This window comes from Cupriavidus pauculus, assembly GCF_008693385.1.
GTDB classification, from domain to species: Bacteria; Pseudomonadota; Gammaproteobacteria; order Burkholderiales; family Burkholderiaceae; genus Cupriavidus; species Cupriavidus pauculus_D.
Genome location: NZ_CP044067.1, coordinates 1758545 through 1773237 on the forward strand (window position 1 = coordinate 1758545; position 14693 = coordinate 1773237).

13 protein-coding genes are annotated in these 14693 nt (G+C 65.9%); 10 read left to right on the top strand and 3 right to left on the bottom strand.

The genetic code is table 11. The features are described from left to right. Positions 1–27 precede the first annotated feature (27 nt). Positions 28–1365, bottom strand: coding sequence for an MFS transporter (locus FOB72_RS26200; protein WP_191002274.1), 1338 nt, complete (start codon positions 1363–1365; stop codon positions 28–30). Positions 1366–1397: 32 nt separating this feature from the next. Then, a complete protein-coding gene (locus tag FOB72_RS26205; RefSeq protein ID WP_150375727.1) occupies positions 1398–2693 on the bottom strand; it encodes a M20/M25/M40 family metallo-hydrolase in 1296 nt (431 codons plus the stop codon). Between the two features lie 502 nt (positions 2694–3195). On the opposite strand from FOB72_RS26205, the gene urtA reads away from it, so the two are divergent. The 10 genes from urtA (at position 3196) to FOB72_RS26255 (ending at position 13290) form a co-directional block, all read left to right on the top strand. Further along, on the top strand, positions 3196–4389 hold the full coding sequence (gene urtA, locus FOB72_RS26210) for an urea ABC transporter substrate-binding protein (protein WP_150375729.1): 1194 nt from the start codon (positions 3196–3198) through the stop codon (positions 4387–4389). Between the two features lie 12 nt (positions 4390–4401). Further along, on the top strand, positions 4402–5304 hold the full coding sequence (urtB, locus tag FOB72_RS26215) for an urea ABC transporter permease subunit UrtB (RefSeq protein WP_150375731.1): 903 nt from the start codon (positions 4402–4404) through the stop codon (positions 5302–5304). A 4-nt stretch (positions 5305–5308) separates the two neighbouring features. Continuing rightward, positions 5309–6367 carry an urea ABC transporter permease subunit UrtC gene (urtC, locus tag FOB72_RS26220; RefSeq protein WP_150375733.1) on the top strand — a complete coding sequence of 353 codons (1059 nt, stop codon included), beginning with the start codon at positions 5309–5311 and terminating at the stop codon, positions 6365–6367. 41 nt (positions 6368–6408) lie between these two features. Next, entirely contained in the window at positions 6409–7176 is a 768-nt protein-coding gene (urtD, locus tag FOB72_RS26225) for an urea ABC transporter ATP-binding protein UrtD (protein ID WP_223851801.1), read from the top strand. Positions 7177–7186: 10 nt separating this feature from the next. After that, positions 7187–7876: an urea ABC transporter ATP-binding subunit UrtE gene (gene urtE, locus FOB72_RS26230; RefSeq protein WP_150375737.1), complete on the top strand. Its 690-nt coding sequence runs from the start codon at positions 7187–7189 to the stop codon at positions 7874–7876. A gap of 32 nt (positions 7877–7908) precedes the next feature. Further along, the gene (locus tag FOB72_RS26235) at positions 7909–8946 is read left to right on the top strand and encodes an aliphatic amidase (RefSeq protein ID WP_150375739.1); all 1038 of its coding nucleotides are present in this window, start codon (positions 7909–7911) and stop codon (positions 8944–8946) included. Between the two features lie 87 nt (positions 8947–9033). Next, a complete protein-coding gene (locus FOB72_RS26240) occupies positions 9034–9840 on the top strand; it encodes a CbbQ/NirQ/NorQ/GpvN family protein (protein ID WP_150375741.1) in 807 nt (268 codons plus the stop codon). Continuing rightward, positions 9837–11492 carry a nitric oxide reductase activation protein NorD gene (locus FOB72_RS26245; protein WP_150375743.1) on the top strand — a complete coding sequence of 552 codons (1656 nt, stop codon included), beginning with the start codon at positions 9837–9839 and terminating at the stop codon, positions 11490–11492. The genes FOB72_RS26240 and FOB72_RS26245 overlap by 4 nt, the downstream gene beginning before the upstream one ends. Positions 11493–11507: 15 nt before the next feature. Further along, positions 11508–12659 (top strand): transporter substrate-binding domain-containing protein, encoded by a 1152-nt coding sequence (locus FOB72_RS26250; protein WP_150375745.1) that lies wholly within the window; start codon positions 11508–11510, stop codon positions 12657–12659. Position 12660: 1 nt separating this feature from the next. After that, positions 12661–13290, top strand: coding sequence for an ANTAR domain-containing response regulator (locus FOB72_RS26255; RefSeq protein WP_150375747.1), 630 nt, complete (start codon positions 12661–12663; stop codon positions 13288–13290). Between the two features lie 13 nt (positions 13291–13303). On the opposite strand, the gene FOB72_RS26260 is transcribed toward FOB72_RS26255, so the two are convergent. Then, entirely contained in the window at positions 13304–14692 is a 1389-nt protein-coding gene (locus FOB72_RS26260; RefSeq protein WP_411859847.1) for a tripartite tricarboxylate transporter permease, read from the bottom strand. Position 14693: the final 1 nt, after the last annotated feature.

Below are 14693 nucleotides of genomic sequence, written 5' to 3' on the forward strand. Positions count from 1 at the left end.
ATCCGCGGCCATTATGCGCCGCCGCGCCTACGCCTTCTGCGGCAATGCCCCCTCAGCCCCCTCGGCCCCCTCGGTCCCCACGTCCGGCGTGCCCACCCGCTGCCTGCGGAAGTACACGAGGCAAGCGAGCGCGAGCATGACCGTCGCCATCACGTAGTAGGCGGGAATCATCTTGCTGCCGGTAGCCTTCGACAGCCACGCGCACGCCAGCAGCGACAACCCGCCCACGACCGTGAAGTTCAGGTTATGGATCAGTGCCAGCCCCGTCGTACGCGTACCGTGAGGAAACAGCTCCGCGAGAAACGCCGGCATCGCGCCCTGGAACACCATCACGCACGCGGTAAGCCCGGTCACGCAGGTGACATACACCGGAACGGTCGGCACATTCACCATCCACAGGAACGCGGGCACGGTCAGTACCGCGGTCAGCAACGTCCCGAGCGTGATCATCGCCAGCCGGCCATGACGATCGGACAACGCGCCGAACACCGGCGGCAGGATGATCTGCGCCATGGCGTAGCCCATCGCGCCATACATCGAGTCCGCGACCGACAGGCCCAGCTCCTTCTGCGCATACAGCGGGATGTAGACACCAAGCAGATAGTTGGTCGAGGCCGCCAGCGAGTACACGCCGATCGCACAGGCGATGCGTGTCTTGGCGGTGGTCAGCGTGGTGCGCACCGGATTCGCCTCGTGCCGCCCCTGCGTGAACTCGGGTGTCTCGTCGACGCGACGACGCAGCCAGTAGCCGAACGGCACGATGACTAGCCCAAGGATGAACGGCAACCGCCAAGCCCATGCAACAATCTGCTCGCTGGGCACGGCGGCCGTCAGCACGTACGTCACCACGCTGGCGAGTCCCGTCGCCAATCCGATACCGACCACCTGAAAGCTCGCGAAATAGCCGCGCCGATGCCTGGGCGCGTGCTCGGTGACGAACGACACCGACGTCCCGAACTCGCCGCCCGCCGAGAATCCCTGCAGGAACTTGCCGGCGACCAGCACGACGGTGCCCGCGATGCCCCATGCCGCATAAGACGGCGCAAACGCGATCATCGCGGTGCCGACGCCCATCGCCCAGATGGTGAGCATCATGCCGGCCTTGCGGCCATGACGATCGGCGTAGCCACCGATGACGAGCGCGCCGAGCGGGCGCACGAAGTAACTCACGCCGAACGTGGCCAGCGTCACCAGCAGCGACGTGTAGGGATCGGCGGTGGGAAAGAAGACTCTGGCGATATAGACGGCGAGAAAGCCGTAGATGAACAGATCGTAGAACTCCAGCATATTGCCGACGAGCGCCGAGCCGATGACGCGGCGAAAGCGGGCGCGGGTGGCCTGATCGAGTGCATGAGATTGCGGCATGACGGACTCCGGTGTGGGTGGCGGGGCCGCCATCAAGCGTTCAGGAAATCGAAGCCCGCCAACGCAAAGGCTTCCGCCAGCACGCGCAGCTCGGCAATCGACACGTGCTCGTCGGGTGCGCCCATGTTCCGCGGCGTCAGACCGCAGACGACGGTCGGGACGCCCGCGCGCCGGTACAGCCGCGCATCGGATGCGCCAACGCGCATGTTCACCACCGACGGCATGCCCGAGACCTCCTCGCAACAGCGCCGCAGCGTGGCGACCACCGCGTGGTCCGGCGACGTCCAGCTCGGTTCGTAGCGGCGGTCGATGATCGCTTCCACACCTGGGCATTGCTGCAGGATCTGCGCCAGCTCGTGCTCGACATCGGACACGCTCGTCCCCACGGGAAGACGGAGGTCAACCGTCGCTTCGGCCGTGTCGGCCACCAGGTTCGGCAGCCGGCCCCCGCGAATCGTGCCGATCGTCATCGTGATCCGGCGCAGCACGTCGCTCTCTCCCGCGCCGGACAGCGCTTCGGAAACATGGCTTGCCTCGCGGATCGCGGCCAGCACCGTCGGCGGCGCCGCCACCGGCATGTCGCGCAGCCCCGTCAACGCATCGAGCGCGCGCAGCAGCTTCTCAATCGCGCTATCGCCCTTGTGCACATGGGCGGCATGCGCGGAGGTCCCCCGCGCACGCAGCGTCAGCCACACCATGCCCTTCTCGCCAAAGCGCAGCACGCGCATCGATCCGGTGTCGGCGCTGATCATCGCGTCGCCGCGCGCATGCGGGACGTGGTCGAGCAGGTACTGCGTGCCTTCCACCCCCATGGTCTCCTCGTCGCCGACGAATGTCGCCACCACCTCGCCCGGCCAGGCATGCCGGCACGCTGCAAGCTGCCGCATCGCAACAAGAATGGCGGCGATGCCGCCTTTCATGTCCGACACCCCGAGACCGAATAGATCGGTGCCGCGCACTTCGCCGGCAGGGTCGGCGGTCCACGCGTCGGCATCGACGAGCGGAAACGTATCCATATGCCCATTGAATACCAGCGTGCGCCCGGGGCCATTGCCCTTCAGCCGCAGCACGAGATTCATCACGTGCGGCAAGGTGCCGTACCGCTCCACCTCCACGCCGGGAATGTCGCGCGCATAGGCGGCGATGGTCTCCGCCATCGCGTGCGTGTCGCCGGGCGGGCAGGCGCTGGGCACCGCGACAAGGCGGCGCGCGACGTCGATGGTGTCGGCGGAAGCCGAGCGTGCGGCGGCCGCCAGCCATGCACGCGTGTCGTGCCGGCCCACTGGCGCGGCGGTGGCCGGATATGAGGAGTCGAGAGTGTCTTGCATGGCGAATGGACGATGTCGATGGGGGAGCCGATGTCGATCGGTGTGTGCCGCATGTCGTCGATGACGATTGCGTGAACCCATCTTCGGCGCCGCGATGGGCGCCGTCCAATTAGCAAGTGGTGCGCGCCTATAAGAGAAATCAAAGTCCGGCACCGTTCTCGCGCATGGCGCACCGCAATAAAGATTCCCGTGCGCCGCAACGGGGAACGCAAGACGTTCTTCGCAGGATTGGTAAAAATCCCTACACCCGCCGCAAATCCTTATGCTATAAATCCCTGCAAGACGAGATGTCGTCTCACAACATGTCGCGCTAGCTGCCAATATTGCCAGCGGAGCGCAAGGCAACAGAGCCCGAACCGGTGAAGACCGGTTCGGGCTTTTTCGTTTTCAGATTTCTGCGCCTTTCGTAGTGCCCCAGTCGAATGGATGCCACGGCAACCAGGGCGGAGCTTTGCCTTCGACTTCGAAAACAACACCGCATCACATGGCCTAGGAGAACACGATGAGCCAGTTCAATCGCCGCCGCTTCGTCAAGACCGCCGGATCCATGCTCGCGCTCGGCGCGACCTCGGGCACGCTGCTGCGCCCGCTTGCCGCGCATGCGCAGGAGAGCGTCAAGCTGGGGCTGCTGCATTCGCTGTCGGGCACCATCGCCATTGCCGAGGCATCGCTCGTGGATGCCGAGAAAATGGCCGTGGACGAGATCAACGCCTCGGGCGGCATCATGGGCCGCAAGATCGAGGTAGTGGTCGAGGATGGCGCGAGCGAGAACCCGATCTTCGCCGAGAAGGCGCGCAAGCTGCTGGAGCGCGACAAGTGCGCGGCGATCATCGGCTGCTACACGTCGGCCTCGCGCAAGGCCGTACTCCCCGCGCTTGCGCGCGCCAACGGCCTGCTGTTCTACCCGACGTACTACGAGGGACAGGAGCAGGACAAGCACGTCATCTACCCGTCGCAGGAAGCCACGCAGTCCGTCATCGCCGCCATCGACTGGATGGCGCGCGAGAAAGGCAAGACCATCTTCCTGGTCGGCTCCGACTACATCTATCCGCGCACCTGCAACAAGATCGCCAAGGCCACGATCACGAAGCTCGGCGGCAAGCTCGCGGGGGAGGAATACGCACCGCTCGGCCATACGGAGTTCTCGTCGATCATCAACAAGATCAAGGCCGCGAAGCCCGACTGCATCTACAGCACGGTGGTCGGCGGCTCCAACGTCGCGTTCTACAAGCAGCTGCGCGCCGCGGGACTCGACGGCAGCAAGATCACGCTGCTCTCCACCGTGGTGTCGGAGAACGAGATCGAGGGCATCGGCAAGGACAACGCGGCGGGTTACTACGCGTGCATGGGCTACTTCCAGAGCCTGAAGAATCCCGTCAACGAGCGTTTCGTCAAGGCCTTCAAGACGCGCTATGGACAGGAGCGCGTCATCGGCGATCCGATGGAAGTGGCCTACAACAGCGTCTACCTGTGGAAGCTCGCCGTGGAGAAGGCCAAGACCTTCGACCCCGAGAAGGTGGCGGCGGCGGCCGGCGGCGTCACGCTCGACGCGCCCGAAGGCACGGTCCGCGTGCATGCCACCAACCATCACGTATGGAAGAAGGTGCGCGTCGGGCGCGCGCGCCCCGACGGCCAGTTCGACATCGTGTGGGAGTCCGCGAACCTGATCGAGCCGAATCCGTTCCCGCAGCTGTAACGGAGACGACGCATGGATATCGATATCGTCGCGATGCAGGTGTTCAACGGCATCAGCCTGTTCACGATCCTGTTCCTGATGGCGATTGGCCTCGCCATCGTGTTCGGGCTGATGGGCGTCATCAACATGGCGCACGGCGAGCTCATGGCGCTCGGCGCGTACATGACGTACCTGACGTCGCGCGCGTTCGAGCATTGGGCGCCGCAGTGGATGGACGGCTACCTGTTTGCCGCCATCCCCGTGGCGTTCGCCACCACGTTCGCCGCGGGCTATGTGCTCGAGCGGGGCTTTATCCGCTTCTTCTACGACCGCCCGCTCGATACGCTGCTGGCCACGTGGGGCCTGAGCCTGATCCTGCAGCAAACCTACCGCTCGGTGTTCGGCCCGCAGGAAGTCAGCGTACCGCTCGCGTCGTGGCTGTCCGGCGCATGGGAGCCCGTGAGCGGCATCCAGCTGCCGCTCACGCGCATCTTCGTGATCGGGCTGACCGCAGTGGTCGCGCTCGCGGTGTATCTGCTGCTCTATCGCACGCGATGGGGACTGCGCGTGCGCGCCGTGACGCAGAACCGCGCGATGAGCGATGCCGTCGGCATCAACACGGACCGCGTGGATGCCGCCACGTTCGCGCTCGGCTCCGGCCTGGCGGGCATCGCCGGCTGCGTGTTCACGATGATCGGCTCGACCAACCCCGGTACCGGGCAGCTGTATATCGTCGATTCGTTCATCGTGGTCGTGTTCGGCGGCGTCCAGAGCCTGATCGGCACGGCGCTATCGGGCTTCACCATCGCGCAGTCGCAGACGACGCTCGAGTACCTGATGAGCGGCTCCATGGCGAAGGTTGCGATCCTGCTGCTGGTAATCACCGCGCTGTACTTCCGGCCCAACGGCCTGTTCGCCCGCAAGGCACGGAGGTGATGCCATGAAACGCTCCACGAAGCTCGTCTACCGCAGGACCGACGTCGCCGCGCTCGCCGCCGTCGCCGTGCTGCTGCTTGCGGTGCTGCCGCTCGCGCTCGATGCGTTCCGGCTCAACCTCGTCGGCAAATACCTCGCCTTCTCGTTCGTCGCCATCGGCATCGTCATCACATGGGGGTATGGCGGCATCCTGAGCCTGGGCCAGGGCATCTTCTTCGGCCTCGGCGGCTACATGATGGCGATGTTCCTGAAGCTGGAAGCTTCCGCGCCCGAACTGCCCGACTTCATGGTCTGGAGCAGCGTGGAGAAGCTGCCGCTATGGTGGGAGCCGTTCCACAGTTTCGCCGCCACCGTCGTGCTGATCCTCGTGCTGCCGGCACTGCTCGCCTACGGCCTGTCCTACGCCGTGTTCAAGCGCCGTCTCAGCGGCGTGTACTTCGCGATCGTCACGCTGTGCCTTGCCACCACGCTTACCGTGCTGATCATCGGCCAGCAGGGCGACACCGGCGGCGCCAACGGCATCACCGACTTCCGCACGCTGCTGGGCATGGACGTGGTCGGCGACGCCGCGCGGCAGGTCATCTACTTTGTGCAGGCCGGCACGATCCTCGTACTGATGGCCCTCGCCGTCGCCCTCCTGCGCAGCCGCTTCGGCAAGGTGCTCATCGCCATCCGCGACAGCGAGGACCGTGTGCGCTTCAGCGGCTACAACACCGCGCACTTCAAGGCGTTCGTGTTCATGCTCGCGGCCATCCTGAGCGCGATTGGCGGCGCGTTCTACACGCTGCAGGTCGGCCTGGTCTCGCCGGGTGTGGTCGGCGTGGTCACCTCCGTGGAGATGGTCATCTTCGCGGCCGTCGGCGGGCGGCTATCGGTGCCGGGCGCCGTGGTCGGCGCGCTGCTCGTCGGTTTCCTCAAGTCGTGGCTGTCGGAGACCTTCCCGCAAATCTGGCTCTACTTCCTCGGTGCGATCTTTATCGTCGTGGTCGTGGCCATGCCCAATGGACTCGCCGGGCTATTCAGCAACGTCGGTGACGCTCGCCGCGCGAAGGAGAGCCCATGAACGCGGAACTCGATATGGACAACATGATGCCCGCCCCGGCGATGGCCGCCACGCAGGCCGAACCTGCCGCACCCGTGGCCGGCTGCCTCGAGATCGAAGCACTGACGGTGTCGTTCGACGGCTTTCGCGCGGTGGACGGACTGAGCCTGCGCGTCGATCCGTGCGAGTTGCGCGTGATCATCGGCCCGAACGGCGCCGGCAAGACCACGCTACTCGACATGATCTGCGGCAAGACGCGCCCCTCCTCCGGGCATGTGCTGTTCGAGGGAAAAGACCTCGCCCAGATGCCCGAGCACGAAATCGTGCGCGCGGGTGTCGGCCGCAAGTTCCAGACGCCGTCGGTCTATGAAGACCTGACCGTGTTCGAGAACTTCGAGATCTCGCTGCCCAATGCGCACGGCGTGCTGCGCTCGGTGTTCTTCCATCGCCGCAGCGACGTCATTGCGCGCATCGAAGCGGTCGCGGACATGGTGTTCCTGCGCGACCGCCTGGACGGCAAGGCCGGCCGGCTGAGCCACGGGCAGAAGCAATGGCTCGAGATCGGCATGCTGTTGCTCCAGGAGCCGCGCCTGCTGCTGCTCGACGAACCCGTGGCAGGCATGAGCCCGCGCGAACGCGAACTCACGGCTGCGCTACTCGCCCGCATCGCGCAGGGCAAGTCGGTCATCGTGATCGAGCATGACATGGACTTCGTGCGCCAGATCGCGAGCAAGGTGACCGTCCTGCATCAGGGCCGCGTGCTCAGCGAGGGCACCGTCGCGGAGGTACAGGCGGACCCCCGTGTCATCGACGTCTACCTCGGCCACTAGGAGCCCAGCCATGCTCGACGTGCAACGACTCAATGTGGCCTACCGCGAATCGCATGTGATCAAGGATGTCTCGTTCTCGGTCGCCGAGCGCGAGTCGGTCGCGATCATGGGCCGCAACGGCATGGGCAAGACCACGCTGCTCAAATCGCTTATCGGCATGCTGCCCGCGCGCAGCGGCAGCATCCGCCTGCGCGGCACGGAGCTCAATGGCCTGCGCGGCCACGCGCGCGTGCGGCAGGGGCTCGCGTTCGTGCCGCAGGGACGCATGATCTTTCCGGCGCTGACCGTGGAACAGAACATCCTGACCGGCACCGAGTATTCGCGCTATCGCGCGGTGCCCGACTACATCTACCAGTGCTTTCCTGTGTTGAAGGAGATGCGCAACCGGCGCGGCGGCAATCTCAGCGGCGGTCAGCAGCAGATGCTCGCCATCGCGCGCGCGCTCGTTTCCGACCCGCAGGTACTGATTCTCGACGAGCCGACCGAAGGCATCCAGCCCTCGATCATCAAGGACATCGCGCGCACCCTCAACACGCTGCGCAAGGAGCGTGGGTTCGCGATCGTGGTGTCCGAGCAGATGCTGAGCTTCGCGCTCGACCTCGCTGACCGCTTTCTGGTCATCGACGGCGGGCGCATCGTGCACGAGGAAGCGCGCGAGACGCTCGACCAGGAGAAAGTGCGGTCATTCCTGACCGTCTGAGGTGTTACCCGTTTTTTCCAAGGAGAAATAACATGCGACATGGCGATATCGGCAGCTCGAAGGACACGGTTGGCGTGGCGGTGGTGAACTACAAGATGCCGCGGCTGCATACGAAGGCGGAGGTACTCGACAACGCGCGCAAGATCGCCGAGATGCTCGTGGGCATGAAGCAGGGCCTGCCCGGCATGGATCTCGTGGTGTTTCCCGAGTACTCGACGCACGGCATCATGTACGACGCGAAGGAGATGTACGAAACCGCATCGCAGATTCCCGGGGAAGAGACCGAGATCTTCGCGGCCGCCTGCCGCAAGGCCAATGTGTGGGGCGTGTTCTCGCTGACCGGGGAACGGCACGAGCAGCACCCGAACAAGGCGCCGTACAACACGCTCATCCTGATGAACAACCAGGGCGAGATCGTGCAGAAGTATCGCAAGATCATGCCGTGGGCGCCGATCGAAGGCTGGTATCCGGGCGACTGCACGTACGTGTCCGAAGGGCCGAAAGGGCTCAAGGTCAGCCTGATCATCTGCGACGACGGCAACTATCCCGAGATCTGGCGCGACTGCGCGATGCGCGGCGCCGAGCTGATCGTGCGCTGCCAGGGCTATATGTACCCCGCGCGCGACCAGCAGATGATGGTCGCCAAGACCATGGCATGGATGAACAACAGCTACGTGGCGGTGGCCAATGCCACGGGCTTCGACGGCGTGTACTCGTACTTCGGCGGGTCGTCGCTGATCGGCTTCGACGGCCGCACGCTCGGCGAGTGCGGCACCGAGGAGATGGGCATCCAGTACGGCGAGTTCTCGCTGAGCCTGATCCGCGACGCGCGCAAGAACCAGCAGTCGAACAACCACCTGTTCAAGCTGCTGCACCGCGGCTATACGGGCAAGATCAACTCTGGCGAGGGAGCGCAGGGCGTGGCCGCCTGTCCGTTCGAGTTCTACGGCAAGTGGGTGAACGATCCGGATGGCACGCGAAAGATGGTCGAGTCCATCACGCGCACGACCGTCGGCACGCCCGAGTGTCCGATCGAAGGGATTCCGCACGAGCAGGCCGAGCACCGCTGACGCGATTGCGGTGACCGCACCCACCGCGGATGACGCACGCCGCGGTGGGCCACCTTTCCACGACGATCCCTCTCACCAGACCGCGCAATGTCCAGTGCCATCGCCGCCTATCGCATCGAGACCGAACCGTTCTATCAACCCGTCGGACAGGAAGTCGCATGGTTCGAGCACGCCTATGCGCACCGGCTGCCGACCGTACTCAAGGGCCCGACGGGCTGTGGCAAGACGCGGTTCATCGAGTACATGGCGTGGAAACTGCGCAAGCCACTCATCACGGTGGCATGCAACGAGGATATGACCGCGTCCGACCTCGTCGGCCGCTACCTGCTCGACGCGCAGGGCACCGCCTGGCATGATGGCCCGCTCACCACGGCCGTGCGCGAGGGCGCGATCTGCTACCTCGACGAGATCGTCGAGGCGCGGCAGGACACGACCGTGATCATTCACCCGCTCACGGACGCGCGGCGCATCCTGCCGCTCGACAAGAAGGGCGAACTGATCCACGCGCATCGGGACTTCCAGCTCGTCGTGTCGTACAACCCTGGCTACCAGAGCCGCGCGAAGGACATGAAGCCGTCCACGCGGCAGCGCTTCGTCGCGATGCAGTTCGACTATCCCGATGCCGCCGCGGAGGCGCGCATCGTCGCGGCGGAAGCCGATATCGCCCCGCAACTCGCCACGCGGCTCGTCGATATCGCCGCGCGCACGCGCGCGCTGCGCCATCGCGGCCTCGACGAAGGCGCCTCCACCCGCATGCTGATCCACGCGGGCACGCTCATCCGCTCGGGCGTCTCCCCGCGCGACAGCTGCGACATGACGATGACCCATGCGCTGACCGACGATCCCGATATGGCGCTCGCGCTGCGCGGGCTCATCGAGGCTACGTTCGCATGACGGCTTCGGACGTCTCCGCATCGCTCGATCCGCTGCTGACGGGATTGTCCGGGCCAGCCGGATGCGGTCTCACCGTGGCGACCGCCGGACGCCTGCGCCGCCCGGTGCTGACGCCCACGCATCTGCTGATTCCGGCCGCCGAGGCCTACACGGCGTCCTACGCCATGCAACGCGCGGCGGCCGCGCATGCCGCCGCGCATCTGCGCTTCTCGCCCCGCGCGCAGTCCTCTCGCGGTCTCAAGCCCCTGAGCATTGCCGTGATCTCGGCCATCGAGGATGCGCGGGTCGATAGCCTGATGCTGCAGGATTGCCCCGGCTTGCGCGCGTGGTGGCTACCCACGCTGCGCGATGCCGTCGATCCGCATGGTCTGAGCTTCCGCGCGATGATGAGCCGCCTGGGCGCGGCGCTGCTCGACGACGACTGGCCGGACGACAACTACTGGATCGACAAGGCGCGCCGGGGCTTCGCGGCACTGCGCGCACGCCTGCACGACCATGCGGCGTTCCGCGAGATGGCGTCGATCCTCGCCAACGATCTCGGGCAGATGCGCGTACGCTTCGATGCGAACGACTACGCCGTGCCGGCCCCCTATCGCGACGACAACAGCTTCCTGTGGGACCATGGCGATGCCGCGCCGCCGCCCGATGCGGAATCGCTCGCGCTCGCGGGCACATCGACTTATCAACGCGACGAACGCGATGAAGCGAGCGGCGAGGTTGCCCGCGCGGAGATGGCCGACGAACTGTCGCGCACGATGTACCCCGAGTGGGACTATCGGCTCGACCTCGCTCGCCAGGACTGGTGCACGGTCATCGAGCGCTCGCCGATGGCGCAGTCGTTGCCGCATGGTGACGTGACGCCACCGGACCCGTCGCGAATCGGCGCGCGTCTCTCGCTGCCCCATCGCCAGCGCCTGAACCGCGAACGGCGCCTCCGGCGCCAGCTCGAAGGCGAGTCGCTCGATCTCGACGCGGCCGTCACGGTCATGGTCGATCGCCGGCTCGGCCTGGCGCCGGAGCCGCGGCTGTTCCTGCGTCCCGCCCGCGGTACGCCACACTTCAGCATCCTGCTGCTCGTCGATGCCTCGGCGTCCACCAACGACGTGGTGACCGGCATTGGTACCGGCAACGGCGCCACGGTGCTCGACGTGGAACGCACCGCCACCGCGATGCTCGCCCATGCGGCCGCGGAGTGCGGCCATCGCGTCGCCATCCACGCGTTTTCGTCGGACACGCGCGAGGCGGTCAACTACTTCCGGCTGCTCGACTTCGGCAAGCCGCTAGACCTCGACGCGCGCGCGAGACTGGGCGGACTCGCGGGCCGCTTCTCCACGCGTCTCGGTACCGCGCTTCGCCACGCCACCACGTGCGTGATGGACGAACCCAACCCCCATCGCGCCATCGTCGTCATCACGGATGGCGAACCGTCCGATGTCGATGTATTCGACCGCCGCTATCTCGTCGAGGACGCGCGCGCGGCCGTGCAGGCGGCACGCCGCGCGGGCGTGGCGGTCTGCGGTGTCACGATCGACTCGGGTGCGGCACCGTACATCCGCACCATCCTCGGGCATGGCAACTTCTGCATTGCCGATACGGCGCGGGCCTTGCCTGCGCAACTGTCGGCAATATATGCTCGACTCGTGTCCAACTAGCGAGACCGCGGAACCATGGCCAACAAGGACCCCGTGCGCGTCGGCGTACTGTTCTCCGAGACGGGCGCCACTTCGACGATCGGTCACTCGCAGCTTCAGGGATCGCTGCTGGCGATCGAGGAAATCAACGCGGCAGGCGGCCTCGACGGGCGCGAACTCGTGCCCGTGGTCTACGACGCGCAATCGTCGCCCGCCGTCTATGCGCGCCTGGCCGAGCGCCTGATCGTGCACGACCGCGTCAACACGATCTTCGGCTGCTACATGTCGAGCAGCCGCAAGGCCGTGCTGCCTGTGGTCGAGCGCTGGAACAAGCTGCTGTTCTACCCGACGCTCTATGAAGGCTTCGAATTCTCGAACAACATCATCTACACAGGTGCCGCCCCGAACCAGAACAGCGTGCAGCTGGCCGAGTTCATGACGGCGAACTTTGGCGCGCGCGTGTATCTGATCGGCTCGGACTATATCTATCCGTACGAATCCAACCGCATCATGGGCGAACTCGTGCTGCAGCGGCAGGACAGCCAGAAGGTCGGCGAGCGCTATGTGCCGCTCGATGCCGGCGAACGCGACTTCGCACCGATCATCGCGGAGATCCGCGAGCGGCGGCCGGACTTCATCTTCTCGACCGTGGTGGGCAATTCGACGGCCGCGTTCTACCGCGCCTATGCGGAGGCGGGCCTCGATCCGCGCACGATGCCCATCGCGAGCCTCACGACCTCGGAGGCGGAGATCAGCCAGATGGGCGCCGACGTGGCTACGGGCCATGTCACGGCGGCCCCATACTTCCAGTCGATCCAGCGCGACGACAACCTCAAGTGCCTCGAACGTCTGCGCCGCCGCTTCGGCGACTCGGTGCCGAACCTGTGCTGGGAGGCCGCCTACTTCCAGATGCACGTCTACGCGAATGCGTTCCGCCGATGCGGCGAGGACGAGATCCTGCATATCATGCCCCATATCCTCGGCAGCGAGTTCGATGCGCCGCAGGGACGGATCCGCATCGATCCGTCGAATCATCACACCTGCCTGTATCCGCGCATCGGTATCGCCAATTCCCGCGGCCAGTTCACCATCGTGCGGGAGGCCACGCGTCCGGTCCATCCCGACCCCTACCTCGTCACGCATTCGCTCGGGGACTGGACCACGACGCTCACGACGCTGGAGCTCTGACGTGGGTGCGGAAGGCCAGCGTCGCACGATCCGGGCGACTCCCCAGATTCTCAAGGACCTGCGCTCGCTGCGCGTGCTCGTCTTTCATCCCGACGATGCCGACGGCAAGCAACTGACCGACCAGCTGCAGCGCATCGGCTGCCAGGTGCAGGCGTTCTGGCCCCCGCTGCCGACGCTGCCCGAAGGCATCGACGCAGTGTTTCTCGCCGTGCGGCCCGATTGCATCGAGCTCGGCTTCGACTGGTTCAAGGCCGAGAATGCGCCGACGCTGATCGCAGTGGTGACCTACGAGAATCCGACCATCGTCGAGGCCGTGCTGCATATCGGCGCGCAGGCGGTACTGGGTTCGCCCGTGCGCTCGTTCGGCCTGCTGTCGTCGCTCGTGGTTGCGCGGCAGGTGCATGGGCAAGCCGGCGCATCCGGCCGCAAGATCCGCAAGCTCGAGGCCAAGCTCGTCGGCGTGCGACAGATCGAGGAAGCGAAGAACATCCTCATGCGCACGCGTCAGATCAGCGACGGTGCCGCCTACGACCTGATCCGCGACCAGGCCATGAGCAAGCGCGTGACCACCGAGGTCATCGCCGCCGCCATCATCAACGCCAACGAGATCCTGTCGATCGGCAAGACCTGATCGGCAGGCGCGGTCAGCCGAACAGCTTGAGCAGCGCGGGCACCGTGAGCACCGCCGTGTAGTAGCCCATGAACTGCACGCCGGTGTTGAAGCCGATCGTGCGCGCCAGCAGGCCCCCCATCAAACCCATCGTCAGGATCACCAGGAGCCCGACGAGTCCGCCTTCCCACACGCTGATCACGAGAATCAGTCCGACGAACGTCGCGATGATCGCCTCGTGCGAGACGCGGCGCGAGACGAACAGCGCCGCGCGGCGCGCGTAGTTCATCGCGAACGGATACGACACCAGTGCGGCCAGGCAGACGGCGAGCAGCCCGTAGCCGAGGAACTCCCAGTGATTGAGGAGGTTGTGCAGATTGTGCGTCTGCCCGCCGCCAGCGTCCACGGTGAAGACCGGCGGCGCATTGAACAGCGGCGCGGCGGGACCTGCCGCGACCGGGCTCAGGGGCAGCCCGAACGCGATAAGCGGAATCAGGGCCTCGGCGATATAGGTGGCTTCGGTCACGCCATTGCGCGCGCTCAGGACCGTGGTCAGGCGATGGTAGGCATGCCGGATGCGCGACCCGACCAGTTCGCCGAGCACGACCGTCATCGCCACGGGGCTGAACACGAACGTCGCGCTCGAGATGGCTGCCGTGGCCACCGTCCATCGCGTCTGCTCGCGATCGAGCACGCGGAACGGGTTAGGGAAGTAGCCGGCCCAGCCCTTGACGTCCGGCGCGATGGCAAAGGTACGTACCTTGTCGCGCCGCATGCGCTGGCGATCGGTGGGCGAGATCACCGAGTACAGGTCGGCGATCAGGGGGCCGATCGCAATCCCGAGGAAATAGCTGATGCTCAGCTTGACGCCGAACTTCGCCGTCAGCGTCTGCAGCGCCACCACCACGAAGACGAACGGCACCAGCGCGGCAACCGAGGCCCAGCGTCCGGCCGAACTGTACGCGATGATCACGGCGGCGATCACGAAGATCCATGGTGCCGCCTTGGTGATCGTCGCGCCGAACGGTGCAAGCAGCACCGCGAACAGGACCGCGAGCGGCACCGCGACGAATGCCGCGATGATGGCGCCCGAGATCATCTTGCGTAGCGCGATATGCGGCACGCCGAGATTGCGCAGGTGGTTGGCATCCTGCAGCAGCGGGGTGGCCAGCGTGTCGCCCGGGATGCCGAGCAGCGCGGTGGGAATCGCGTGGGTCATATGCTTGGCCACGGCGCCCGCGAGGAAGAACGTGAACACGCCTTCGGGGGGCACGCCCAGCAGCACGACGAGCAGCGTCAGCGGGGCCAGCGTGGTGGTCTCGTCGGTGCCGGAGACCAGGCCGATGGCCGCGAACACGACCGCGCCGATCAGGCCCATGCCGGCGGCCACGAGGATATGGGACAGCAGTGTGGATTCCATCATC

Coding starts and splice junctions, on each gene's coding strand:
- FOB72_RS26200 (WP_191002274.1), bottom strand. CDS start 1,365: ATGCCGCAATCTCATGCACTCGATCAGGCCACCCGCGCCCGCTTTCGC.
- FOB72_RS26205 (WP_150375727.1), bottom strand. CDS start 2,693: ATGCAAGACACTCTCGACTCCTCATATCCGGCCACCGCCGCGCCAGTG.
- urtA (WP_150375729.1), top strand. CDS start 3,196: ATGAGCCAGTTCAATCGCCGCCGCTTCGTCAAGACCGCCGGATCCATG.
- urtB (WP_150375731.1), top strand. CDS start 4,402: ATGGATATCGATATCGTCGCGATGCAGGTGTTCAACGGCATCAGCCTG.
- urtC (WP_150375733.1), top strand. CDS start 5,309: ATGAAACGCTCCACGAAGCTCGTCTACCGCAGGACCGACGTCGCCGCG.
- urtD (WP_223851801.1), top strand. CDS start 6,409: ATGGCCGCCACGCAGGCCGAACCTGCCGCACCCGTGGCCGGCTGCCTC.
- urtE (WP_150375737.1), top strand. CDS start 7,187: ATGCTCGACGTGCAACGACTCAATGTGGCCTACCGCGAATCGCATGTG.
- FOB72_RS26235 (WP_150375739.1), top strand. CDS start 7,909: ATGCGACATGGCGATATCGGCAGCTCGAAGGACACGGTTGGCGTGGCG.
- FOB72_RS26240 (WP_150375741.1), top strand. CDS start 9,034: ATGTCCAGTGCCATCGCCGCCTATCGCATCGAGACCGAACCGTTCTAT.
- FOB72_RS26245 (WP_150375743.1), top strand. CDS start 9,837: ATGACGGCTTCGGACGTCTCCGCATCGCTCGATCCGCTGCTGACGGGA.
- FOB72_RS26250 (WP_150375745.1), top strand. CDS start 11,508: ATGGCCAACAAGGACCCCGTGCGCGTCGGCGTACTGTTCTCCGAGACG.
- FOB72_RS26260 (WP_411859847.1), bottom strand. CDS start 14,692: ATGATGGAATCCACACTGCTGTCCCATATCCTCGTGGCCGCCGGCATG.